The 24,764-nt window shown below is 61.8% G+C and carries 20 protein-coding genes, 1 tRNA gene and 1 pseudogene; 2 read left to right on the top strand and 20 right to left on the bottom strand.

The features are described from left to right. Nucleotides 1-55: 55 nt before the first annotated feature. From fusA to rpsL, 3 genes are all read right to left on the bottom strand, one after another. Nucleotides 56-2,146 (bottom strand): elongation factor G, encoded by a 2,091-nt coding sequence (gene fusA, locus NKG95_RS29965; protein ID WP_353043290.1) that lies wholly within the window; start codon nt 2,144-2,146, stop codon nt 56-58. Between the two features lie 30 nt (nt 2,147-2,176). Further along, on the bottom strand, nt 2,177-2,647 hold the full coding sequence (gene rpsG / locus NKG95_RS29960) for a 30S ribosomal protein S7 (protein WP_008875664.1): 471 nt from the start codon (nt 2,645-2,647) through the stop codon (nt 2,177-2,179). A gap of 85 nt (nt 2,648-2,732) precedes the next feature. Then, nucleotides 2,733-3,104 carry a 30S ribosomal protein S12 gene (gene rpsL, locus NKG95_RS29955; protein WP_006333356.1) on the bottom strand — a complete coding sequence of 124 codons (372 nt, stop codon included), beginning with the start codon at nt 3,102-3,104 and terminating at the stop codon, nt 2,733-2,735. Between the two features lie 462 nt (nt 3,105-3,566). On the opposite strand from rpsL, the gene NKG95_RS29950 reads away from it, so the two are divergent. Both NKG95_RS29950 and NKG95_RS29945 read left to right on the top strand, forming a co-directional pair. After that, entirely contained in the window at nt 3,567-3,848 is a 282-nt protein-coding gene (locus NKG95_RS29950) for a transcriptional regulator (RefSeq protein WP_023680447.1), read from the top strand. 124 nt (nt 3,849-3,972) lie between these two features. Continuing rightward, the gene (locus NKG95_RS29945; RefSeq protein WP_353043289.1) at nt 3,973-4,902 is read left to right on the top strand and encodes a Gfo/Idh/MocA family protein; all 930 of its coding nucleotides are present in this window, start codon (nt 3,973-3,975) and stop codon (nt 4,900-4,902) included. A gap of 36 nt (nt 4,903-4,938) precedes the next feature. On the opposite strand, the gene NKG95_RS29940 is transcribed toward NKG95_RS29945, so the two are convergent. The 17 genes and pseudogenes from NKG95_RS29940 to NKG95_RS29860 all read right to left on the bottom strand — a co-directional run. Continuing rightward, nucleotides 4,939-5,310, bottom strand: a complete 372-nt coding sequence (locus tag NKG95_RS29940) for a hypothetical protein (RefSeq protein WP_023721673.1) — start codon at nt 5,308-5,310, stop codon at nt 4,939-4,941. Between the two features lie 38 nt (nt 5,311-5,348). Beyond that, nucleotides 5,349-6,014, bottom strand: a complete 666-nt coding sequence (locus NKG95_RS29935; RefSeq protein WP_023721672.1) for an O-methyltransferase — start codon at nt 6,012-6,014, stop codon at nt 5,349-5,351. An 84-nt stretch (nt 6,015-6,098) separates the two neighbouring features. After that, nucleotides 6,099-10,295, bottom strand: coding sequence for a DNA-directed RNA polymerase subunit beta' (gene rpoC / locus NKG95_RS29930; RefSeq protein ID WP_353043288.1), 4,197 nt, complete (start codon nt 10,293-10,295; stop codon nt 6,099-6,101). Nucleotides 10,296-10,426: 131 nt separating this feature from the next. Next, nucleotides 10,427-14,563, bottom strand: a complete 4,137-nt coding sequence (gene rpoB / locus NKG95_RS29925) for a DNA-directed RNA polymerase subunit beta (protein WP_352496503.1) — start codon at nt 14,561-14,563, stop codon at nt 10,427-10,429. A 283-nt stretch (nt 14,564-14,846) separates the two neighbouring features. Next, complete coding sequence (rplL, locus tag NKG95_RS29920; protein ID WP_023680442.1) at nt 14,847-15,224, bottom strand: 50S ribosomal protein L7/L12; 378 nt, start codon at nt 15,222-15,224, stop codon at nt 14,847-14,849. Nucleotides 15,225-15,278: 54 nt separating this feature from the next. Continuing rightward, a complete protein-coding gene (rplJ, locus tag NKG95_RS29915; RefSeq protein ID WP_008875657.1) occupies nt 15,279-15,797 on the bottom strand; it encodes a 50S ribosomal protein L10 in 519 nt (172 codons plus the stop codon). Nucleotides 15,798-16,188: 391 nt separating this feature from the next. Beyond that, nucleotides 16,189-16,887, bottom strand: a complete 699-nt coding sequence (gene rplA / locus NKG95_RS29910) for a 50S ribosomal protein L1 (RefSeq protein WP_352485033.1) — start codon at nt 16,885-16,887, stop codon at nt 16,189-16,191. Between the two features lie 4 nt (nt 16,888-16,891). Then, on the bottom strand, nt 16,892-17,320 hold the full coding sequence (gene rplK, locus NKG95_RS29905) for a 50S ribosomal protein L11 (RefSeq protein WP_023680440.1): 429 nt from the start codon (nt 17,318-17,320) through the stop codon (nt 16,892-16,894). Between the two features lie 159 nt (nt 17,321-17,479). Next, nucleotides 17,480-18,007 carry a transcription termination/antitermination protein NusG gene (nusG, locus tag NKG95_RS29900; RefSeq protein WP_006333333.1) on the bottom strand — a complete coding sequence of 176 codons (528 nt, stop codon included), beginning with the start codon at nt 18,005-18,007 and terminating at the stop codon, nt 17,480-17,482. A gap of 27 nt (nt 18,008-18,034) precedes the next feature. Beyond that, a complete protein-coding gene (gene secE, locus NKG95_RS29895) occupies nt 18,035-18,238 on the bottom strand; it encodes a preprotein translocase subunit SecE (RefSeq protein ID WP_023721668.1) in 204 nt (67 codons plus the stop codon). Between the two features lie 366 nt (nt 18,239-18,604). Further along, nucleotides 18,605-18,680 (bottom strand) — tRNA-Trp (locus NKG95_RS29890). Nucleotides 18,681-18,757: 77 nt separating this feature from the next. Continuing rightward, nucleotides 18,758-19,273 (bottom strand): hypothetical protein, encoded by a 516-nt coding sequence (locus tag NKG95_RS29885; protein WP_352844900.1) that lies wholly within the window; start codon nt 19,271-19,273, stop codon nt 18,758-18,760. Nucleotides 19,274-19,403: 130 nt separating this feature from the next. Then, complete coding sequence (locus NKG95_RS29880) at nt 19,404-19,886, bottom strand: group II truncated hemoglobin (RefSeq protein ID WP_023721633.1); 483 nt, start codon at nt 19,884-19,886, stop codon at nt 19,404-19,406. A gap of 105 nt (nt 19,887-19,991) precedes the next feature. After that, the gene (locus NKG95_RS29875; RefSeq protein WP_502900390.1) at nt 19,992-21,674 is read right to left on the bottom strand and encodes a COG3904 family protein; all 1,683 of its coding nucleotides are present in this window, start codon (nt 21,672-21,674) and stop codon (nt 19,992-19,994) included. A 328-nt stretch (nt 21,675-22,002) separates the two neighbouring features. Continuing rightward, nucleotides 22,003-22,101: pseudogene (locus NKG95_RS29870) on the bottom strand (EF-Tu C-terminal domain-related protein); the annotation flags it as partial. Nucleotides 22,102-22,122: 21 nt separating this feature from the next. Further along, the gene (locus tag NKG95_RS29865; protein ID WP_352844903.1) at nt 22,123-23,808 is read right to left on the bottom strand and encodes a COG3904 family protein; all 1,686 of its coding nucleotides are present in this window, start codon (nt 23,806-23,808) and stop codon (nt 22,123-22,125) included. Between the two features lie 150 nt (nt 23,809-23,958). After that, the coding region (locus tag NKG95_RS29860) for an elongation factor Tu (protein WP_353043287.1) at nt 23,959-24,764 on the bottom strand (806 nt) is incomplete at its 5' end.

Here is a 24,764-nt window from a genome sequence, read left to right as displayed (position 1 = left end):
ATTCCTGCCAGCCCGTGCGGGCCTTGAATTAAGTTACTGGTGCAACTCGTCTGAGTTACGCGTATTTCTTCTGGACTTCCTGGGCGACCGCGGTTGGGACCGGTTCGTAATGGTCGAACTGCATCGTGTAGGCCGCGCGGCCCTGGCTCATCGAGCGAAGGTTGTCCACGTATTTGAACATATTGGCGAGCGGCACCATCGCGTTGATGACCACCGCGACGCCACGGGCTTCCTGGCCCTGGATCTGGCCGCGACGGCCGTTCAGGTCACCGATAACGCTGCCGACGTAATCTTCCGGCGTCACCACTTCGACCTTCATGATCGGCTCGAGCAACTGCACGCCAAGCTTGGGCGCAGCTTCACGGAAGCAGGCGCGGCCGGCGATTTCGAAGGCCAGAACCGAAGAGTCCACGTCGTGGTAGGCGCCATCGATCAGCGTCGCCTTGACGCCGATCATCGGGAAGCCGGCGAACGGGCCCGAGGTCATGACGCTGTTGATGCCCTTTTCGACACCGGGGATGTATTCCTTCGGCACAGCGCCGCCGACGATCTTGGTTTCGAACTCGAATTCGCTGCTTTCCGGATTTGGCTCGAACAGGATCTTGACGCGGGCGAACTGGCCGGTACCGCCGGTCTGCTTCTTGTGCGTGTAGTCCTGCTCGTGCTTGCGGGTGATCGTCTCGCGATAGGCCACCTGCGGCGCGCCGACATTGGCCTCGACCTTGAACTCGCGACGCATGCGGTCGACGATGATGTCGAGGTGAAGCTCGCCCATGCCGGAGATGATCGTCTGGCCGCTTTCCTCGTCGGTCTTGACGCGGAAGGACGGATCCTCGGCGGCCAGGCGGTGAAGAGCGAGGCCCATCTTTTCCTGGTCGTTCTTGGTCTTCGGCTCGATGGCGATCTGGATGACCGGATCAGGGAATTCCATGCGCTCGAGGATGACCGGATGCAGCGGATCACTGAGCGTGTCGCCGGTTGTGGTGTCCTTGAGGCCAGCAAGGGCGACGATGTCGCCGGCAAAAGCCTCTTCGACGTCGGCGCGCGAATTCGCATGCATCTGCAGCATGCGGCCGATGCGCTCTTTCTTGCCCTTCACGGTGTTGTCGACCGAGATGCCCTTGGTGAGCTTGCCCGAATAGATGCGGGCAAAGGTGAGCGAACCGACGAACGGGTCGTTCATGATCTTGAAGGCAAGCATCGACAGCGGCTCGTTGTCGTCGGCATGACGCTCGATCTCGGCGTCGGTCTTGGCGTCGACACCCTTGATGGCCGGGACGTCGGCCGGCGACGGCAGATATTCGACGACGGCGTCGAGCAGCGGCTGCACGCCCTTGTTCTTGAAGGCCGAGCCGCAGAACATCGGATAGAACTTCACCGCGATCGTACCCTTGCGGATGAGCGCACGGATCTCGTCGTTGCTCGGCATCTTGCCTTCGAGGTAATTCTCGAGCGCCGTTTCGTCCATTTCGACGGCGGCCTCGATCATCTTCTCGCGGTATTCTTCGGCACGAGCCTTGAGGTCGGCAGGGATCTCGACGACGTCCCAGGCAGCGCCCAGCGTCTCGTCGCGCCAGACCAGCGCGTTCATCTCGACGAGGTCGACGACACCCTTGAACTCGGTCTCGGCGCCGATCGGCAGCTGCATGACGACGGCATGCGCACCGAGGCGCGAACCGATCATCTCGACCGAGCGGTAGAAGTCGGCGCCGATCTTGTCCATCTTGTTGCAGAAGATCATGCGCGGCACGCGATACTTGTCAGCCTGGCGCCAGACGGTCTCCGTCTGCGGCTCGACACCGGCATTGGCATCGAGCAGCGCGATGGCGCCGTCGAGCACGCGCAGCGAACGCTCGACCTCGATGGTGAAGTCGACGTGGCCGGGGGTGTCGATGATGTTGAAGCGATGCATCTTGCCGTCGCGACCCTTCCAGAAGGTCGTGGTCGCGGCCGACGTGATGGTGATGCCGCGCTCCTGCTCCTGCTCCATCCAATCCATGGTCGCCGCGCCGTCATGGACTTCGCCGATCTTGTGCGACTTGCCCGTGTAATAGAGGACGCGCTCGGTGGTCGTCGTCTTGCCGGCGTCGATATGCGCCATGATACCGAAATTGCGGTAGTCTTCGATTTTATATTCGCGGGCCATGGGAGGTGCCTCTTCAGTCTCGTTCGCGCTTTACCAGCGGTAGTGCGCGAAAGCGCGGTTGGCTTCTGCCATCTTGTGGGTATCTTCACGCTTCTTGACGGCGGTGCCGCGGTTGTTGGCCGCGTCCATCAGCTCGCCGGAGAGGCGGTCGACCATAGTGGTCTCGTTGCGGTTGCGGGCGGCGGCGATCAGCCAACGGATGGCCAATGCCTGACGGCGCTCGGGGCGCACGTCGACCGGAACCTGGTAAGTGGCGCCGCCGACGCGGCGCGAACGCACTTCCACATGCGGCGCGACATTGTCGAGCGCCTGATGGAAGACGGTGACCGGTTCCTGCTTGGTCTTGGACTGGACCTGGTCGAGCGCGCCGTAGACGATGGTCTCGGCAACCGACTTCTTGCCGTCATACATGACGGCGTTCATGAACTTGGTGACGATCAGATCGCCGAACTTCGGGTCCGGATTGATCTCACGCTTTTCTGCACTGTGACGACGGGACATTTTTTCTCTGCCTCAATTCTACGCGGTGGCCTGGATCCCGGATCGTCGCTTGACGCCGCCCGGAACGACCTTGGCTACGCTTCGGTCACTTCGGACGCTTGGCGCCGTATTTCGAACGGCGTTGCTTGCGGTTCTTCACGCCTTGCGTGTCGAGCACGCCGCGGATGATGTGGTAACGGACGCCCGGAAGATCCTTGACGCGACCGCCGCGGATCATCACCACCGAGTGCTCCTGAAGGTTGTGGCCTTCGCCGGGGATGTAACCGATCACTTCAAAACCATTGGTCAGGCGGATCTTGGCCACCTTGCGCAGCGCCGAGTTCGGCTTCTTCGGCGTCGTGGTGTAGACGCGCGTGCAGACGCCCCGCTTCTGCGGGTTCTGCTGCATGGCCGGGACCTTGTTGCGCTTCACCGGCGCAATGCGCGGCTTGCGGATCAGCTGGTTGACGGTAGGCATTAAACCCTCTTGTCTCTCAATTCCGTGTCTCGCCCGGTCAGGGCCGCTCAAAGCGTCATTTCCATACGCAAATTCGGGCCACAAACCGCGCCTCGCGGTCTTGCCCGAACAAATGGCAGAGGAAGCGGAAGCCGCTTCATGCACGCCGGAAATGTCTTTTCGCTCGTAAAACGAACCCTGTTTGAGGCAAACTCCAAAGCGTGTCGCTTCGGAAGCAAGAGCCTCACATCGGTTCTGACTGGGCGGCTTCTACTCGTATGGCCACTGTCCGTCAACCCCGGAGCGGCAAATATTGCGCTGAAACCGAGGCGTGGCAGCCATGCGAAAAATGCATGTAATTTTCTTGCGCCGTTTTTCAAGAGGAAGGCAGAAAGTGACCGGCTTGCGGCTGTTTCCAGGCCATGCTTCGTGCGAAAAGGCGGCATGAACAGCCCAAACCCCCTCGCCCGGAGGTACGAACCCGTGAATGACAATGAGGAGCGCCCGGTCACCATTATTACCGGCCGGGTGTGGAAGCGCAAAGGCGGCAAGCCGGAAGGCGTGCATGTGATGCTGGTCGCGCCGGACGACGATTCGGCTGTGCGCCGCGCTCTCGAATCGCTTGCCGCGGAAGGTTATGCCGAGGCCGAGCTCGACCAGATCGGCGACATGGACGGCGTGCCCGACGAGGAACCGCATCTGTCCGCCTATCAGGGCGCGCTCGAAGGCGAAGTGTCGATCGTGACGTTCGATGTGCCGATCTGAAGAGATCTGAATCGCGGTCGATCTCACGAGCCGGCGACAAAAGCCCGGCGACTTGCCCGCCACAACTTCTCTGCTAAGAAACGACCTCTGGCAAAACCAAGCACACTCAACCTACGGAGTTCCCATGTCCTCTAATCCCATCAAGCTCGGCATCGTCGGCGTGGGAAAGATCGTCCGCGACCAGCATCTGCCGGCGCTGGCGAAGGACCAGGATTATCGCCTGGTTGCCGCAGCCAGTCGCCATGGCAAAGTGGAGGACATCCCGAACTTCCCGACGATCGAGGCGATGCTCGACGCAACGCCCGAACTCGAGGCGGTGTCGCTGTGCATGCCGCCGCAGTTTCGTTACGACGCTGCGCGCACGGCGCTGGCGGCGAAAAAGCATGTCTTCCTGGAAAAACCGCCCGGCGCCACGGTCAGCGAGGTCGAGGATTTGAAAGCGCTGGCGGTGGCGAACGGCGTCTGCCTGTTCGCCAGCTGGCACTCGCGCTATGCGCCGGCCGTCGAAGCAGCGCGTACATTCCTCAGCTCGACTACGATCAGGTCGGCCGCCATCAACTGGAAGGAAGACGTGCGCCGCTGGCATCCGAATCAGGAATGGATCTGGGCTCCCGGCGGCTTTGGCGTCTTCGATCCCGGCATCAACGCGCTGTCGATCGCCACCCAAATCCTGCCACCGATGTTCATCAGTTCGGCAGAGCTCGATTTCCCCGAAAACCGCGCGGCCCCGATCGCCGCCCATATCGTCTTCCGTACTTCGAACGGTCTGCCGGTGACGATGGAACTCGACTGGCGCCAGACCGGGCCGCAAAGCTGGGACATCCTGGCCGATACCGAGGCCGGATCGATGGTGCTTTCTGGCGGCGGCTCAAAGCTCGCCATCGATGGCCGCGTCGTTCACGAGGAGCCGGAAGCCGAATATCCGATGCTCTACAAGCGCTTCGCCGAGATCGTGCGCGCCGGCGTTTCCGACGTCGACCTCGCGCCGCTCCAGCACGTCGCCGACGCCTTCATGCTCGGCAAGCGCAATGTGGTCGAAGCTTTTTTTGACTGACACTGACCCCGGTAGAGCGACCTTGAATGTTCCGGATCATCTTGGCTTGCGGTCCAGGAATTCTCCCGGACGAGGCGCAGAAGCAACGGGAGCCGTCCGGTGTCCTTGTTCAAGTTCGCTCATGACATGTTGAACCGCCACCTCGAGATCGGCCTGCCCCCAGCCAAGCTCGGTGATTTCTCCATATCGAATGAAATTTGAGCGGCCGAAACCACCTTCAATGTCATTGTAAGAAATCACGCTCCGGCCGATCAACGCTACGACCCAGATGCGATGATCACTCCCAGCAGGAGAGTGATGCAGCCATTCTTCCGGATCGATCTTGATCAGGTCCCAAAGCCTTCGCTGCCCAAAGCTCATACGATCTCGGCCAGTGTTGATCAATTCCCAGATGGTCGCCTCGTTCAATTGCCGATTCCTTAAAAAGCCAGCCGCCGGTGGCAGCTTCAACTGACGATCGCTATTGCAAAGCCGTCATAGCCCTTGGCGCCAACAGTCTGGATCGCGGTACCTTGCAGACGCTTGTCGCTGCCAATGAACGAGAACGCCGCGCGTGCCCCTTCGACATTGGCGTCGCGGCCATCTTCGTTCACCACCGCGCCGTCACGGATGACATTGTCGCAGACGATGACAGTCCCCGGCCTCGAAAGACGCATCGCCCAGGACAGATAGTGCTGGTTGTTCGGCTTGTCGGCGTCGATGAAGATGAAGTCGAACGGCCCGGCATTCTCGGCGCCTAACGCCGCAAGCGATTGAAGCGCCGGTCCGACCCGCAGTTCCACGCGGTCAGATACCCCTGCCCGTTCAAAGTTCGACCGCGCGACACTGGCGTGGTGCGGATCAAGCTCGAGCGTCACGACCTTGCCGTCCACGGGCAACGCTCGCGCCATCCAGATTGTCGAGTAGCCGCCCAACGTGCCGATTTCGAGTACCTTCTTCGCTCCCTGCATTCGCGCAAGAAGTGACAGCAGCTTGCCTTGTGCCGGGGAAACATCGATCGGCGGTAGGCCGTGGTCATGGTTGGCCGCCAGAACGGCATCGAGGGCGGGATCCGCCTCGAAAAGAGCCTCGACAATGTAGCCGTCGACAGAAGCCCAGATCCTCCTGCTCATCCGTTGTCCTCCGATCCGATTGGGGAACCACAATGCGAAAAGGGGCCACTTGGGCCCCTTTTCTATCTTCTCTTACTTGCGCGCTTACTGCGCGGCGGTAACCATGTCGGTCAGCATCGGCTCGGCGACCTCGACGCCGGACGCCTTGCGGCGCTCGTCGATGATCAACTCGTCGCGCGAGGTGGCGATGCGCCGGATCTGGCTCATCGTGCCGCCGGTGCCGGCCGGGATGAGCCGGCCGACGATGACGTTTTCCTTCAGCCCCTGCAGCATGTCGGTCTTGCCGGCAACCGCAGCTTCGGTCAGCACCCTCGTCGTCTCCTGGAAGGAGGCGGCGGAGATGAAGGACGGCGTCTGCAGCGAGGCCTTGGTGATGCCCAGCAGCACCGGCTGGCCTTCGGCCGGCTTCTTGCCCTCCTCGACCAGGCGCTCGTTGACCTCTTCCAGTTCGATCACGTCGACGTGGTCGCCCGGAATGTAGGTCGAATCGCCCTGCGTGGTGATCTCGACCTTCTGCAGCATCTGGCGAACGATCACCTCGATGTGCTTGTCGTTGATCGACACGCCCTGCAGGCGGTAGACCTCCTGGATCTCGTTGACGAGGTAGGAGGCAAGCGCCTCCACGCCCTTGATTGCCAGGATGTCGTGCGGCGCCGGATTGCCGTCGAGGATATAGTCGCCCTTCTCGATGACGTCGCCGTCCTGGAGATGGAACGGCTTGCCCTTCGGGATCAGGTATTCGACCGGCTCAAGCGTCGAGTCATGCGGCTCGATGATGATGCGGCGCTTGTTCTTGTAGTCGCGACCGAAGCGGATCGTGCCATCGATCTCGGCGATGATGGCGTGATCCTTCGGACGGCGTGCCTCGAACAGTTCGGCCACACGCGGCAGACCGCCGGTGATGTCCTTGGTCTTGGCGCTTTCCATCGGAATACGCGCCAGCACGTCGCCGGGGCGAACCTGTGCGCCGGGCTCGACCGAAAGAATGGCCTCGACCGAGAGCAGGAAGCGGGCGTCGCCACCCTTCGACAGCTTGCCGACCTTGCCCTTGGCATCCTGGACGACGATCGCCGGCTTGAGGTCGTTGCCGCGTGGCGTCGAACGCCAGTCGATGACCTCGCGCTTGGTGATGCCGGTCGATTCGTCGGCGGTTTCCTGAACGGAAATGCCATCGACCAGATCTTCGAACGCCACCCTGCCCTCGATTTCGGTGAGGACCGGGCGGGTATAGGGATCCCACTCGGCAATACGCTGGCCGCGCTTCACCTTGTCGCCATCGTCGACGAAGATGCGCGAACCGTAGGTGACGCGGTGCGTGGCGCGTTCCTTGCCGGCCTCGTCGAGGATCAGCACCGCCATGTTGCGACCCATGACCATCAGCTGGCCGTCGGAGTTGCGCACCACGTTGCGGTTGCGGATCTCGACCTTGCCCTCGTACGAGGCTTCAAGGAACGAGGAATCCACCACCTGCGCCGTGCCGCCCATGTGGAAGGTACGCATGGTGAGCTGGGTGCCCGGCTCGCCAATCGACTGCGCCGCGATGACGCCGACAGCCTCGCCCTGGTTGACAGGCGTGCCGCGGGCCAGATCGCGTCCGTAACAGACCGCGCAAACGCCGACCCTGACCTCGCAGGTTAGCGCCGAACGGATGCGGACAGACTGCACACCGGCCTTTTCGATCAGTTCCACGTCACGCTCGTCCATCAGCGTTCCGGCCTTGACCAGAACCTCGCCGGTGACCGGGTGAGTGATATCGTCGAGCGAGGTGCGGCCGAGAACGCGCTGACCAACCGAAGCGACGACCTGACCGGCATCGACGATCGGCTGCATGGTGAGGCCCTTGTCGGTGCCGCAGTCGAGCGAGTTGACGATGCAGTCCTGCGCCACGTCGACAAGACGACGCGTCAGGTAACCCGAGTTCGCCGTCTTCAAGGCGGTGTCGGCCAGACCCTTGCGGGCGCCGTGGGTCGAGTTGAAGTACTCGAGCACGGTCAGGCCTTCCTTGAAGTTCGAGATGATCGGCGTCTCGATGATTTCACCGCTAGGCTTGGCCATCAGGCCGCGCATGCCGGCGAGCTGGCGCATCTGGGTGGGCGAGCCGCGCGCACCGGAGTGCGACATCATGTAGATCGAGTTCATCGGCTTCTGACGGCCGTTGTCCTCGAACTCGACCGCCTTGATGCGGGCCATCATTTCGTCGGCGACCTTTTCCGAGCACTTGGCCCAGGCGTCGACGACCTTGTTGTACTTCTCGCCCTGGGTGATCAGGCCGTCATTGTACTGCTGCTCGTATTCCTTGGCCAAAGCCTCGGTGTCGGACACCAGCTTGATCTTGGCATCCGGGATCAGCATGTCGTCCTTGCCGAACGAAATGCCGGCACGGCAGGCGTGGCTGAAGCCGAGAGCCATGATGCGATCGCAGAAAATGACCGTCTCCTTCTGACCGCAATGGCGGTAGACGGTGTCGATCATCTTGGAGATGTTCTTCTTGGTCATCTCCTGGTTGGCGGTCTCGTAGGGCACGTTGACGTTCTTCGGCAGCAGCTCGCCGATGATCATGCGGCCAGGCGTGGTGTCGTGGATCTTCGATACGACCTTACCGTCGGCGTCGACCGTGCGGAAGCGCCCCTTGATCTTGGAATGCAGCGTTACCGCCTTGGTCTCGAGCGCATGCTGGAGCTCGCCCATATCGGCAAACACCATGCCCTCGCCCGGCTCGTTCTGGTTGACGATCGACAGATAGTAGAGACCGAGAACCATGTCCTGCGACGGGACGATGATCGGCGCGCCGGAAGCCGGGTGCAGGATGTTGTTGGTCGACATCATCAGCACGCGAGCCTCGAGCTGCGCTTCCAGCGACAGCGGCACGTGGACCGCCATCTGGTCGCCGTCGAAGTCGGCGTTGAAGGCCGTGCAGACCAGCGGGTGAAGCTGGATCGCCTTGCCTTCGATCAGGATCGGCTCGAACGCCTGGATGCCGAGGCGGTGCAGCGTCGGCGCGCGGTTCAACAGCACCGGATGCTCGCGGATGACCTCGTCGAGGATATCCCAGACCTCCGGACGCTCCTTTTCGACCAGCTTCTTCGCCTGCTTGACGGTCGAGGAGTAACCCTTGGCGTCGAGACGGGCGTAGATGAAGGGCTTGAACAGTTCGAGCGCCATCTTCTTCGGCAGGCCGCACTGGTGGAGCTTGAGCTCCGGACCGGTGACGATGACCGAGCGGCCGGAATAGTCGACGCGCTTGCCTAGCAGGTTCTGACGGAACCGGCCCTGCTTGCCCTTCAGCATGTCGGACAGCGACTTCAGCGGACGCTTGTTGGCGCCGGTGATGACGCGGCCGCGGCGGCCGTTGTCGAACAGCGCATCGACGGCTTCCTGCAACATGCGCTTTTCATTGCGCACGATGATGCCGGGCGCGCGCAGCTCGATCAGCCGCTTCAAGCGGTTGTTGCGGTTGATGACGCGGCGATAGAGGTCGTTCAGATCCGACGTGGCGAAACGGCCGCCGTCCAGTGGGACAAGCGGACGCAGATCCGGCGGGATCACCGGAACCACCTTCATGATCATCCATTCCGGACGGTTGCCGGATTCCATGAAGTTCTCGACGACCTTGAGACGCTTCAGGTACTTCTTCTGCTTGACCTCGGAGGTGGTCGAAGCCAGTTCCGAACGCAGATCGCCGGCGATCTTCTCGAGGTCCATGCCGGCCAGAAGGTCGTGGATCGCCTCGGCGCCGATCATAGCGGTGAACGAGTCCTCGCCATATTCGTCGACGGCCATCATGTACTCTTCCTCGCTGAGCAGCTGGTGCTCCTTCAGCGCGGTGAGGCCGGGTTCGGTGACGATGTAGTTCTCGAAGTAGAGAACCCGCTCGATGTCCTTCAGCGTCATGTCGAGCAGCGTGCCGATGCGCGACGGCAGCGACTTCAGGAACCAGATGTGGGCGACCGGTGCCGCCAGCTCGATATGGCCCATGCGCTCGCGGCGGACGCGCGACAGCGTGACTTCGACGCCGCACTTCTCGCAGATGACGCCCTTGTACTTCATGCGCTTGTACTTGCCGCACAGGCACTCATAGTCCTTGATCGGACCAAAAATGCGCGCGCAGAACAGGCCGTCACGCTCCGGCTTGAAGGTGCGGTAGTTGATGGTCTCCGGCTTCTTGATCTCGCCGAATGACCAGGACAGAATCTTCTCAGGGCTGGCAAGCGAGATCCGGATGGAATCGAACACCTGCGCAGGCGCCTGGGGGTTGAAGAGATTCATGACCTCTTGGTTCATGCCGTTCTCCTTTTCGGGGTCCTCGAAAACCCCTTGCATCTAGCGCGGGCCAAACGCCCGCCGACTTGATCGGCCATCGGCCGAGAATTTGGTGCGTCCGGTCGCGGGAAGGCCGCGGCCGGACGTCTTGCTTACTCGGCCGCGTCGGGCAGCCGGATCGGGTTGTCGTCGAGCTTGGTGTTCTCCAACTCGACATTGAGGCCGAGAGACCGCATTTCCTTAACGAGAACGTTGAAGCTCTCGGGGATGCCGGCCTCGAATGTGTCGTCGCCTCTGACGATCGCCTCGTAGACCTTGGTGCGGCCGGCGACGTCATCCGACTTCACCGTCAGCATCTCCTGCAGCGTGTAGGCGGCGCCGTACGCTTCAAGCGCCCAGACCTCCATCTCGCCAAAGCGCTGGCCACCGAACTGCGCCTTGCCGCCCAGCGGCTGCTGGGTAACGAGCGAGTACGGCCCGATCGAACGCGCGTGGATCTTGTCGTCCACAAGGTGGTGAAGCTTGAGCATATATATGTAGCCCATCGTCACTTTGCGATCGAACGGTTCGCCGGTGCGTCCGTCATAGAGCTGCGACTGACCGCTGGTGTGCAGGCCCGCCTGCTCCAGCATGATGTTGATGTCGGCCTCGTGCGCGCCGTCGAACACCGGTGTCGCGATGGAGACGCCGCGGCGCATCTGCTCGCTGAGGCGAACGATGCTCTCGTCGTCATATTCGCGGACCGGCTCGTTGCGGTCATTGGCCGGCATGAAGCTCTCAAGCGTCTTGCGCAGCGGCTTGATGTCGCCCGCCGTCTTGTACGCATCGATCAGATCGCCGATCTTCTTGCCCATTCCGGCGCAAGCCCAGCCCAGATGCGTTTCCAGGATCTGGCCGACATTCATGCGGCTCGGCACACCCAGCGGGTTGAGCACGATGTCGGCATGCGTGCCGTCCTCGAGGAAAGGCATGTCCTCGACCGGAACGATCCGCGACACGACACCCTTGTTGCCGTGCCGGCCGGCCATCTTGTCGCCGGGCTGCATCTTGCGCTTCACGGCCACGAAGACCTTGACCATCTTCATGACGCCCGGAGGCATCTCGTCGCCGCGCTGCACCTTCTCGACCTTGTCCATGAAGCGCTGCTCGAGCGCCTTCTTGGAATCGTCGTACTGGCCACGCAGGGCTTCCAGTTCGCTCTGGAGCTTTTCGTTCTCCACGGCAAACTGCCACCACTGCGAACGCGGATACTCGTCGAGCGTGTCCTTCGACAGCTTCGAGCCCTTCTTGAAGCCCTTCGGCCCGGCAATCGCCTCCTTGCCGACGAGAACGTCGGAAAGGCGCGAATAGACGTTACGGTCGAGGATCGCCTGCTCGTCGTCGCGGTCCTTGGCGAGGCGTTCGATCTCCTCGCGCTCGATCGCCATGGCGCGCTCGTCCTTCTCGACACCGTGGCGGTTGAAGACGCGCACTTCGACGACGGTGCCGAAGGTTCCCGGAGGCATGCGCATGGAGGTATCGCGCACGTCCGAGGCCTTTTCACCGAAGATGGCGCGCAGCAGCTTTTCTTCCGGCGTCATCGGGCTTTCGCCCTTCGGCGTGATCTTGCCGACCAGGATGTCGCCCGGCTGCACTTCCGCACCAATGTAGACGATGCCGGCCTCATCGAGGTTCTTCAGCGCTTCTTCCGAGACGTTCGGGATATCGCGCGTGATCTCCTCCGGCCCGAGCTTGGTGTCGCGGGCCATGACTTCGAACTCCTCGATGTGGATCGAGGTGAAGACGTCGTCGGCGACGATGCGCTCGGACAAGAGGATGGAATCCTCGTAGTTGTAGCCATTCCACGGCATGAACGCGACCAGCACGTTGCGGCCGAGGGCCAGATCACCGAGCTCGGTCGACGGGCCGTCGGCGATGATGTCGCCCTTGTTGACCCGGTCGCCCATGCGCACCAGCGGACGCTGGTTGATGCAGGTGTTCTGGTTCGAACGCTGGAACTTCATCAGCCGGTAGATATCGACGCCGGACTTGCCGGGATCGAGATCTTCCGTGGCGCGGATGACGATACGCGTCGCGTCCACCTGGTCGACGATGCCGCCGCGGCGGGCGCCGATGGCGGCGCCCGAGTCACGGGCGACGATCGGCTCCATGCCGGTGCCGACGAACGGCGCTTCGGCGCGCACCAGCGGCACGGCCTGACGCTGCATGTTCGAGCCCATCAGCGCGCGGTTGGCGTCGTCGTTCTCAAGGAACGGAATCAGGGCCGCGGCCACCGACACCATCTGCTTCGGCGACACGTCCATCAGATCGACGTTTTCGCGCGGCGCCATCATCACTTCGCCGGCGTTACGGCAAATGACGAATTCGTCGACGAAATGACCATTCTTGTCGAGCTCGGCATTGGCCTGCGCGACGTGGTGCTTGGCCTCTTCCATAGCCGACAGGTAGACGACCTCATTGGTCAGCTTGCCGTTGACGATCTTGCGGTACGGGCTCTCGATGAAGCCGTATTTGTTGACACGCGCGAAGGTCGCAAGCGAGTTGATCAGGCCGATATTCGGGCCTTCCGGCGTCTCGATCGGGCAGATGCGGCCGTAATGCGTCGGGTGCACGTCGCGCACCTCGAACCCGGCACGCTCGCGGGTCAGGCCGCCCGGTCCAAGCGCCGACAGGCGGCGCTTGTGGGTGATCTCCGACAGCGGGTTGGTCTGATCCATGAACTGCGACAGCTGCGAGGAACCGAAGAACTCGCGCACGGCGGCAGCCGCCGGCTTGGCGTTGATCAGGTCCTGCGGCATCACCGTGTCGATCTCGATCGAGGACATACGTTCCTTGATCGCGCGCTCCATGCGCAGCAGGCCGACGCGGTACTGGTTCTCCATCAGCTCGCCGACCGAGCGCACGCGGCGGTTGCCGAGATTGTCGATGTCGTCGATCTCGCCCTTGCCGTCGCGCAGTTCGACCAGCGTCTTGACCACGGCCAGGATGTCGTCCTTGCGCAGCACGCGCACGGTATCCTCGGCCTTGAGTTCGAGGCGCATGTTCATCTTGACGCGGCCGACGGCAGAAAGATCATAGCGCTCGCTGTCGAAAAACAGCGAGTTGAACATGGCTTCGGCGGTCTCGAGCGTCGGCGGCTCACCGGGGCGCATGACGCGGTAGATGTCGAACAGCGCGTCCTGGCGGCTCTCGTTTTTGTCGACGTTGAGCGTGTTGCGGATATAGGCGCCGACATTGACGTGATCGATGTCGAGAACCTTGATCTCGTCATCGCCGGTGCCGAGAAGCACTTTCAGCGTCTTTTCATCGATCTCGTCGCCGGCTTCGAGGAAAATCTCGCCGGTGCCATAGTTGACGATGTCCTCGGCAAGGTAGTTGCCGAGCAGATCCTCGTCGGTCGCCTTGATCGCCTTGAGACCTTTTTCGCCAAGCGCCCTGGCCTGGCGGGCAGTGATCTTCTTGCCGGCCTCGACGACGACCTCGCCGGTGTCGGCGTCAACCAGGTCACCAACGGCCTTGAGGCCGCGGAAACGCTCGACGTTGAAGGGAATGCGCCAATGGTCGCCGGCGCGCTTGTAGGTGATCTTGTTGTAGAAGGTCGACAGGATCTCTTCGCCGTCCATGCCGAGCGCCATCAGCAGCGACGTCACCGGAATCTTGCGGCGGCGGTCGATACGGGCGTGCACGACGTCCTTGCTATCGAACTCGATGTCGAGCCACGAGCCGCGATAGGGAATGACGCGCGCGGCAAACAACAGCTTGCCGGACGAGTGCGACTTGCCCTTGTCATGGTCGAAAAAGACGCCCGGCGAACGGTGCATCTGCGAGACGATGACGCGCTCGGTGCCGTTGACGATGAAGGTGCCGTTCAAGGTCATGAGCGGCATGTCGCCCATGTAGACGTCCTGCTCCTTGATGTCCTTGATCGACTTCGCGCCGGTATCCTCGTCGATATCGAACACGATGAGGCGCAGCGTCACCTTGAGCGGCGCCGCATAGGTCAGGTCGCGCTGGCGGCATTCGTCAACGTCGAATTTGGGTCCTTCGAACTCGTACTTCACGAATTCCAGCATCGAGGAGCCGGAAAAATCGGAAATCGGGAAGACCGACTTGAAAACTGCCTGCAGCCCCTCGTCAGGACGCCCACCCTTGGGCTCCTCCACCATCAGGAACTGGTCATAGGATGCCTTCTGAACCTCGATCAGGTTCGGCATCTCCGCAACTTCCGGGATCTTTCCGAAAAACTTGCGTACGCGTCTGCGGCCATTGAAAGTCTGGGTCTGGGCCATCGTCGCTCCTTAGCTCAATTCTCGGGACGAGCCTCGCCGCGGCTCGCCTTGCATCTCGGGCCACCTCAGGCGGCCCTGTCTTGTTGCCCGCCGCCTGTCGGCGGCTTCTTGTCTTTTCACCCACCACCAATTGGCGGTGGGCCAGAAACGGGAGAAAACCCGTTTCCTGAAGGCCGGTTTGCGGCCCTCAGGAAAGAGGTTTTCGCACTCTTCGCGCCATGAGCCTCCCTTCGACGTGAAGGGAGTGGCGGACGGCGCGACGCCGTCCGCCGGTACTCAACGCTTACTTCAGTTCGACCTTGGCGCCGGCTGCTTCCAGCTGGGCCTTGAACTTGTCCGCGTCGGCCTTGGAAACGGCTTCCTTGACCGGCTTCGGAGCCGCCTCGACCAGGTCCTTGGCTTCCTTGAGGCCAAGACCGGTGATGGCGCGAACTTCCTTGATGACGTTGATCTTCTGAGCGCCTGCTTCGGTGAGGACGACGTCGAATTCCGTCTTTTCCTCGACCGGAGCAGCAGCGGCCGCGGCGCCGCCAGCAGCGGCAACCGCCACCGGAGCAGCGGCGGAAACGCCCCACTTTTCTTCAAGAAGCTTCGACAGCTCGGCCGCCTCGAGGACGGTCAGCTTCGAAAGGTCGTCTACGATCTTTGCCAGATCAGCCATTGCAATGTTCCTTCATAAGGTTCGAACGTGTGTTTGTGATAGCGAGGAACGGCCTCATGCCGCCTCGTCCTTCCGGGCGTAAGCGCCGATGACGCGCGCGACCGAAGCCGCAGGCGCATTGACGATCTGGGCGATCCGGGTTGCCGGCGTGGCGATCATGCCAACCAGCCTGGCGCGCAGCTCATCGAGCGACGGAAGTGTGGCGAGTGCCTTCACACCGTCGGCGTTGAGCGAGGTGGTGCCCATTGCGCCGCCGAGAATGACGAGCTTGTCATTTCCCTTGGCGAAATCGGACGCGACCTTCGGCGCCGCAATCGGATCCTCCGAATAGGCGATCAGCGTCTGTCCCTTGAACAGCTCGATGATCGATGCGGAGTCCGTGCCCTGAAGAGCGATTTTGGCGAGACGGTTCTTCGCGACTTTGACGGTGCCACCGGCGGCGCGCATTTTCGACCGAAGGTCGTTCATTTGCGCGACGGTGATACCGGCGTAGTGGGCCACGACGACTGAACCAGCGCTTGAGAACGCATCATTCAGGCCCGTGACGAGTTCGCGTTTTTCCGCTCTGTCCACTGCCTATCTCCAGTTGACCCCTGCCCTCTACGAAGGACAGGCGTCGGGTTGCCTTTTGCCGGCCGGGCCATCCAGTAACGGATCTCCCGAACGACGCTCGAGGATCCTGCCCCCTTTCGCCACACCTGCCGGCAAGCCGGACGGTGCGCAGACAAAAGGCAAACACGGTTCGAACCTTTCATTGGAGCTTTCGCTCCTTTGTCCGGTCTTCACCCGTCTCATGCAGGCCCACATGAATTAAGGCCCACATCACCTAAGGCTTGGGGGCCGCCTGCAATCTCGGACAGGATGTCCGGAAGCCTTTCGACTTCCGGTACCGGGCCGCCGACAGATCGGAGGCCCGGAATTCTTTCACGGATCAGCGTTTTAGCGGCCGATCCAATTGTTCGTATCAGGACGCCGCGAGCGTCGAGACGTCGAGCTTGAGGCCCGGGCCCATCGTCGAGGTGACCGACACCTTCTTGACGTAATTGCCCTTGGCACCAGCCGGCTTTGCCCTGGTCACCGCATCAGCGAAGGCGCGGACGTTTTCTTCCAGCGCCTTGACGTCGAACGAGACCTTGCCGACGCCGGCATGAACGATGCCGGCTTTCTCGACGCGGAACTCGACGGCGCCGCCCTTCGATGCCTTGACGGCGGCGGCCACGTCGGTGGTGACGGTGCCGACCTTCGGGTTCGGCATCATGCCACGCGGGCCGAGCACCTTGCCGAGACGGCCGACCAGCGGCATCATGTCCGGCGTGGCGATGCAGCGGTCGAAGTCGATCGTGCCCTTCTGGACGATGTCGACCAGATCCTCGGCTCCGACGATGTCAGCGCCGGCGGCCTTGGCCTCCTCGGCCTTGTCGCCACGCGCGAAGACGGCGACGCGAACGCTGCGGCCGGTGCCGTTCGGCAGGTTGACCACGCCGCGGACCATCTGGTCGGCATGGCGGGGGTCGACGCCGAGGTTCATCGCGACTTCGATCGTCTCGTCGAACTTCACCGAGGAGCGATCCTTGAGCAGCTTCAGCGCCTCACCCAAAGCGTAAGCCTTGTTGGGATCGATGCCTTCGCGGGTCTGCGATACACGCTTTGCAATCTTTGCCATGATCTCAGCCCACCACTTCCAGACCCATCGAGCGGGCAGAGCCCTCGACCATGCGCATGGCCGCCTCGACGTCGTTTGCGTTCAGATCCTTCATCTTCTGCTCGGCGATGGCGCGCACCTTGTCGCGGCCGATCGTGCCGGCCTTGACCTTGCCCGGCTCCTTCGAGCCCGACTTCAGGTTCGCGGCCTTCTTCAGGAAGTAGCTCACCGGCGGCGTCTTCATGACGAAGGTGAACGACTTGTCCTGATAGTAGGTGATGACGACCGGAACCGGCGAACCCTTTTCCATTTCCTGGGTCTGCGCGTTGAACGCCTTGCAGAACTCCATGATGTTGATGCCACGCTGACCAAGCGCCGGGCCGATCGGGGGCGACGGCGTGGCCGATCCCGCGGAAACCTGGAGCTTGAGCTGGCCTGCAATTTTCTTAGCCATCTCTCTTCCTGCCTTTTCTCATGCCGGTCTTGCCGGCGGTTGCAGTCTGGTGGTACGGTCCGCGCGGCCGGCTAAAGCCGCATTCGCCTCCCACCCGTTTTGGCCGCGCGATCTCCGCGCCGCCTTCCCTGCCGCCGAAACCGGTGCAGGGATTTCGGATCAGCCCTTCTCGACCTGTCCGAATTCCAGATCGACCGGCACGGCGCGCCCGAAGATCGATACTTCCACCTTGAGCCGCGCCCGCTCTTCGTCCACTTCCTGGACGAAACCGTTGAACGACGCGAATGGTCCATCCGAAACGCGGATCGCTTCGCCGATCTCGAACGTCACCGACGGCTTCGGCCGCTCGACGCCTTCCTGAACCTGGTTCAGGATCCGCTGGGCTTCGGCTTCGGTGATCGGCACCGGCTTGGAGTCGCCCAGGAAACCGGTGACCTTCGGCGTGTTCTTGACGAGCGAGAACACGGCATCGGTCAGATTGGCCTTCAACAGCACATAGCCCGGAAAGAACTTGCGCTCGGCATCGACCTTGCGGCCGCGGCGGATCTCGACGACCTTCTCGGTTGGCACCACGATCTGCTCGATGTCGGCGGACAGGCCCTTCTGCTTGGCCTTGTTCTCGATGTCCTCGGCGACCTTCTTTTCAAAGTTCGAGTAGGCGTGGACGATGTACCACCGCGCGGTCATTTCAAGACTTCTCCGTAATCGCCGGACTTACTGTCCGAGGCCGAGGATTTTTTCGACCGCAAAGCCCATGGCCACGTCTGCGGTAAAGAAAAAGATCATCGCGATGACCGCGAACACAAGGACCATCACCGTCGAGATCACCGTTTCGCGCCGCGACGGCCAAGTGACCTTGGCAGTCTCCGCGCGAACCTGCTGGAGAAAGGTGAAAGGATTTGTGGTTTTCGAAGCCATATGCCGCTCTGTCTGCAAGACCCGTTGGCCGGGTCTCCTGGATGATCCCGCTGGCCGGGACGTGCCGCTTGAGCGTGCGTTCGCGCCGAATCAGCGCAATCATTTCGCCCATGCAAATCAGACGCGTAAAGCCGGCTTCCCAGCTCCACGCGTCGCGTGTCTGTTTCGTCTACATAAAACCGATTCTTGATCCACGCAAGTGGCAAGTGTCCGCTTTATGACCAAACGCCGCCTCGGAACCATCCAGTCGTCCCGTCCCGGCTATGCGGCCCTTATGCCGCAACTTATGCTATATGGCAAGTCACAAGCCGGTTTTCAAAGGCTGCGCTGCAAAAGAATCGTTTTTTAGGTATCCATTCGAAGGAATGGCACGGGCAGCAGGGCTCGAACCTACGACCTGCGGTTTTGGAGACCGCCGCTCTACCAACTGAGCTATGCCCGTATGCGCATGTCGGCGCAGCAGGCGCTTCCTAAAAGCTTCCGCGCGCTCTGTAAAGAGCGACGTGCGCTGCCCAGCCTTCATCTTCGAAAGTCCAGGCGTCCTCCCGGCCATTTCCCGTCGATCCGTTGATTGCTGACGACCAAACCGACCCAGGGACGCACGATTTTTGGGTCGGTCAGATTGATATATTTTCCAACCAGCCCTTTCGCACCCTCGCGCCGCGCATCAATGAGCCCCTTGCGCACGCCATCATGCCAATCGAACAGCAGGTAAACTCTCTCTCCCGCAGTCTTCACCTCGCCCCGGCCAGACTTCCATTTACCCTTGCTGTCGCCTGGAATCGTGGGATCGGCACCGCCGTTCCATCGGCTGGACCACCTGCCTTCGATGGTGTCGTTGCGGTCGCGGTCGCTTTCGGTGCCCCAGGCTTCGGCGTTTTCATCGCTTGCAGCTCCCTCCAGTTTTACGCCGGCGGCGAACGCCGACACCTCCTCGTCGTCGGGAGTGGGGACATCCATGACACCGAACGGATTTCGGGTTCCGCGGTTGCCGTCAAAGGTGCTGCCTGAATTTTTCTTGCCTTCCGATCTCATCGCAAAGCCTCCGGTTTTTCAGTGTGGCCCCGCCAGTCGACGGCGACTTTAAACCGTTAGCCTGGAGGACGGAGACCTCCATAGCCACCCGTTTTCCTGGCCGGCAGGGTTTCGACCGATTCGCGCCCGGTCAGTTTCCCGAAGGCGGCTTGTAGGGGCCGCCCGGCACGCCCCAACCCCAGACCGGCATTGGTTCCGCCTCGGGATCGCAGGTCGGACCTTTGTTGGAGTTCATCTTGGCCAGCCGCGATCCCCATTCGATATAGGCCATGAAGGCCGAGCGGAATTCGGGATCGTCAGGCAGCCCGATCTCGTCGGCGGCGTCGGCTAGGAGATTGATCCAGCGCCGGCGCTGCTCCTCCGTCAGATGCTTGCCGAGGTGATGCATCACCATTTCGCGATGGCCGCCATGCTTTTCGCTGTAGGTTTTCGGTCCACCGAAAACTTCGCCGATGAAGGCCGCGACGTGGGCCGGATGGTCCGCCGACATATGCTTGAACACCGGCCCGACAATGGGATCCCGAGAGACGTTGTCGTAGAAGGTCTGGGTCAGGCGGTTCAGCGCTTCGGTGCCGCCGGCCCATTCGAACAATGTCGGGACGTCCTGGCTCATTTGCGATCCCTCGCCTGGCTGGTCTTCTACCACGCCGGACGATAGCGGAAACATCCAGCATCGCTCAACCTGTCTCGATGGCCAGCTTCCGAAACCGACGCGCCCCTACAATTTGGCGGGCGCCTCGGCCTGCGCATTGGGCGAGAGCACCACGCGGCAATTGTCAGGCTTCGGCACCGATCTGCACAGGGTGGCACCGGTCAGCTCGTCCACTGATTGCGGCCCAGTCGTCAGTCCGGCCCTCAGCATCACGTCAGGTTCGAGCTGACGCTCGACCGAAATGCGCTGAAGCGTCATGAACAGATCACGGTTGATTGCCATCTCGTCAAGGTAAGCCTTGATCAGCTGGGCTTGTCCCATCAGGTAAAGGCTGAGTAGCGCCCGTGGACCGACAAGCCGCCTGACGCCCCCAGCCAGCATCAGCGCGCAGGCCGAATCGCAGTCGCCTTTCGCATCGCTGGCCACTCCGGCATAGGCGCCATCTTTGGCCAAGCAATTCCACTCTTCCGGGTCGCAGCCAACGAAATCGGTACGGGCAACGGCGACGTCGAGCTTCTTTTCACGGATAAGTCGCCCCATCGCCAGAGCGCTGAACAAGTCGCCGCCTCGCGAGCTCACCACTATAGGCAGCCGCCGGCTGCCAAGCGTAGCGAGCAACTGGCCCAGCTTCTGCGGGGTTTGGCTCGTGATTACGCCTTGTGCCGAGATCCATTCCGGGCAGTCGGGATTGCAGGACGAATTGCTGCGGCGAACCACAACGAAGCGCATCTCGGGTGCCCCGTTCCCCGGCACTGCCACGAGCGGCCGAGCCCACATCCATTCCGGGCAGTGGGGCTCGCACATCGGATCGCTGCCGCGAACGAGTATGAAGCCCTTGTCCGGCGCCTCGTTTCCTGGCACTGCCTCGACCGGCTGAGCAGGTGCCTCCTTGGCCAGCTGAGAAAGTGGGACTTGAGCCGGCTGAGACGGTCCGGCCTTCGCTTCGATTGCTGCCACCTTGGCCGGCTTGGCATTCGCAGGGACCTCCCTGCAGTTCGGCGGCGCAGGACTCCGCTGGCATATGCCCGCCTGCGTAAGTATGTCGAGGGAGTCCCTGCTGGTGATCAGCTTCATCGTCAGCATGTCGTCGAGGGCGATCTGCCGGATGTCGCTGGCGGGCGTGGCCTTCATTCTGTCGATTACGCCCCGTCCGACACCCATGTCCCTGAGATAGGCCGAAAGTTTCCTCTCAAGCGCCTTGCTCATCTCATAGGTCTTGTAGCCGGCATTGTCTTGAGTGATGGTTTCTGTGGTGATCCTATATTTTTTGCCCCGCACAACTCGATAGGTGGTTCGATAGTGCCGTGTTGTGCGGAAATAGGTCGTAGTGATCTGATGGACGCCTAGATAGGCCCAACCGCCGACCACGCGTCCGACGCCTCCGGCAAACATCAGCGGACATGCGGAGTTGCACATGGCACCCCCGTCAGACGCAATGCCGAAATATGCTGCGCCCTTGCCGTCATTGGCCCGGCAATCTTTCATCCCGGGCCAACAATCGGAAAACTTGGTCGTACCGACGGCGATATCGAGCTTGTTTTTGCGGATTATTCGACCAAGCTGGAGCGCAGCATCGACATTGCCGCCCGGGGAATTGACGATGATCGGCAGTTTGCGGCGGCCGAGCGTCTTCAATATGCGCTTGAGCTGCGCTGGCGTGCCCGCTTCGATGGCGCCTTCTGCCGAAATCCATTCCGGACAGTTAGACTCGCAGCCGGTCGCGTTGCTGCGCACGACGACGAATCGCATCGGCGAGAGATCATCGGATAATAGCTTCGGATCGGTCCAAGTCGTCGGATCGGACCATTTCGGGAAGACATCCTCGGCCTTTGCGGCGAAGGCAGCCATCGCCATGGCAATAACCAGCAGCCCGCGCCACCACCTTGCCACGCTATCTAAACGGCGTCCCGAAACCACGCTTGGCAAAAGCCCCCTTGATGCAACCTATAATAGTTGCGGCAATGGTGGTTGCAATAGCTTTGAAACACCCGCGCAAGATTGTTCTGCCTCGAGTCAGTAAGCGAAAAAGGCGGCCCGAAGACCGCCCTTTCGCATCGACCGGCAATGCCGGCGCCGATCACTCTATAATGGTGACGACGACGCCAGCACCGATGGTGCGGCCGCCTTCACGGATGGCGAAGCGCAGCTTCTCGTCCATGGCGATCGGCACGATCAGCTCGCAGCTATCAAGCCCGCCTTACGATTTGACCGGCGTGCTGGCCTGAGCCTTGGCGCCCGAGGCTTCGCGGCAGTTCTCGGGCTGTGGCTCCGATCTGCAGATGCCGGGGCCTGTCAATTCGTCTGCCGATTGATGCCCGGTTGTCAGCCCGTATTTCAGCATCCTGTCGAGTTCGAGCTGCCGTTCGACTGAATTCAGCTGAATTGCGGTAAACAGACCGGGGCCGATGGCCATGTCCTCGAGATAGGCCTTGACCTTTTGCTCCTGCCCTACCGAATGCACGCTCAACTGTGCACGCGGGCCGACGAGGCGTTTGACACCGCCGGCGAGCATGATCGGACAGGCCGAGCCGCACGCGCCGCCGGCATCGACCGTCAGTCCGTTATAGACGCCGTCTTCGGCCGTGCAGTCGGCCTGCCGCGGTTCGCAGCCAATGAAATCCGTCCGCGCCACGGTGACGTCGAGCTTGCGTTCGCGGATCAGCCTTCCGGCCGCCAAAGCACCGAGCACATCACCACCCGGCGAGTTGATGACGATGGGCAGACGCCGGTCGCCGACGCCGTCCAGCAGTTGGCGCAGTTTTTCGGGCGTGTCGGCGGTAATTGTGCCTTCGGCCGAGATCCATTCCGGGCAGTTGGGATTGCAAAGCGGATTGCTGCCGCGGACCAGGACGAAGCGCATGTCTGCGGCCTCCTTCGGCCGCGTGGTTTCGTGCCCTGCGGGTGCAGGCCCGGCGTTCGCCACCACTTCGCCGGCCGGCTTCGCGATATTCGCCGGCGCCGGCAGCTCCCTGCAACTCGCCGGCAACGGATCGGATTTGCATAGGGTTGGCGCGGTCAGCAGGTCGACGGCATCCAAGCTGGTGACGAGATTCATTTGCAGCATGTCGTAGGGAACCAGTTGCTGGATGCTGCTGGCCGGCGTGCCTTTCATGGTCTCGAGCACGCCCAGGCCGACGCCCATCTCCTTCAGATAGGCCGCCAGCTTCCGCTCCAGCGGCTTGTTCATCTCGTAGGTCTTGTAGCTGCCGGCGTTCTTCCGGCTGACGACCTTGGTGTTGAGGATCTTCTTCTTACCCTTCACCACGCGGTAGGTGGTGCGGTACAGCAATTTCGTCCGGATATAGGTCGTGGTGATCTGATGGACGCCGAGAAAGGCCCATTCCCCGACCACGCGCCGGATGCCACCGGAAAACATCAACGGACAGGCGGAATTGCAGATGGCGCCGTCGGCATAGGCATTGCCAAAATAACGGGCGCCCTTGCCGTCGTTTTCCTTGCAGTTTTTCACATTTGGCAGACAGCCGACGAACCGGGTTTTGCCGACGGCGATATCGAGCTTGTTCTTGCGGATCAGGCGACCAAGTGTCAGCGCCGCTTCGACATTGCCGCCGGGGGAATCGACGACGATCGGCAGCTTTCGGCCGCCAAGCGCCTTCAGCGTGCGTTTGAACAGAGCCGGCGTGCCGGCTTCTATCGAGCCTTCCGCCGATATCCATTCCGGACAGGTCGGCTCGCAGCCCGGCGCGCTGCTGCGGACGACGACGAACCGCATCGTCGGGCCGAGATCCGGCGTGGATTTTTCCGGCGTGGATTTCTTGGCATCGGCTGCGAAGGCAGCGTGGCCCATGGCGAGCAACGACACCAGGCAGATCAGTCCTAACGACCACAATGCCTGACTATGCAAACGGCGCCATGGAACCATTCGGGCAGCCCCCTCGATGCAACCTATACTAGTTACGGCAGAGGCGCTTGCAACAGGATTTGAAGCAAGGCGGTTAATCTATTCGAATCAAAAAGGCGGCCCGAAGACCGCCCTTTCGCATTCGATCTCGACCGGCAACGCCGGCGTTGATTACTCTTTGATGGTGACGACGATGCCGGCACCGACGGTGCGGCCGCCTTCACGGATGGCGAAGCGCAGCTTCTCTTCCATGGCGATCGGCACGATCAGCTCGACATCGACGGTGATGTTATCGCCCGGCATCACCATTTCGGTGCCTTCCGGCAGCGACACGATGCCGGTTACGTCCGTCGTGCGGAAATAGAACTGCGGACGGTAGTTGGTGAAGAACGGCGTGTGACGGCCGCCCTCGTCCTTGGTCAGGATGTAGGCTTCGGCGACGAACTTCTTGTGCGGCTTGACGGTGCCGGGCTTGGCCAGAACCTGGCCGCGCTCGACGCCTTCACGGTCGACACCGCGCAACAGCGCGCCGATGTTGTCGCCGGCCTGGCCCTGGTCGAGCAGCTTGCGGAACATCTCGACGCCCGTGCAGGTCGTCTTGGTGGTCGGACGGATGCCGATGATCTCCAGCTCCTCGCCGACCTTGACGACGCCGCGCTCGACGCGGCCGGTCACCACCGTGCCGCGGCCCGAAATCGAGAACACGTCCTCGATCGGCATCAGGAACGGCTTGTCGAGCGGACGAACCGGCGTCGGGATGTAGGCATCGACCGCCGCCATCAATTCGCGGATCGCGTCCTCGCCGATCTTCTTGTCGCTATCTTCAAGTGCGGCAAGCGCCGAACCCTTGACGATCGGAATGTCGTCGCCGGGGAACTCGTTCTTGGTCAAAAGCTCACGCACCTCGAGCTCGACCAGCTCGAGCAGCTCGGCGTCGTCGACCTGGTCGACCTTGTTCAAGAACACCACGATCGACG

The sequence above is a fragment of the Mesorhizobium sp. M1423 genome (assembly GCF_040317575.1).
Classification (GTDB): Bacteria; Pseudomonadota; Alphaproteobacteria; order Rhizobiales; family Rhizobiaceae; genus Mesorhizobium.
This window is presented reverse-complemented; position numbering and strand designations above follow the sequence as displayed.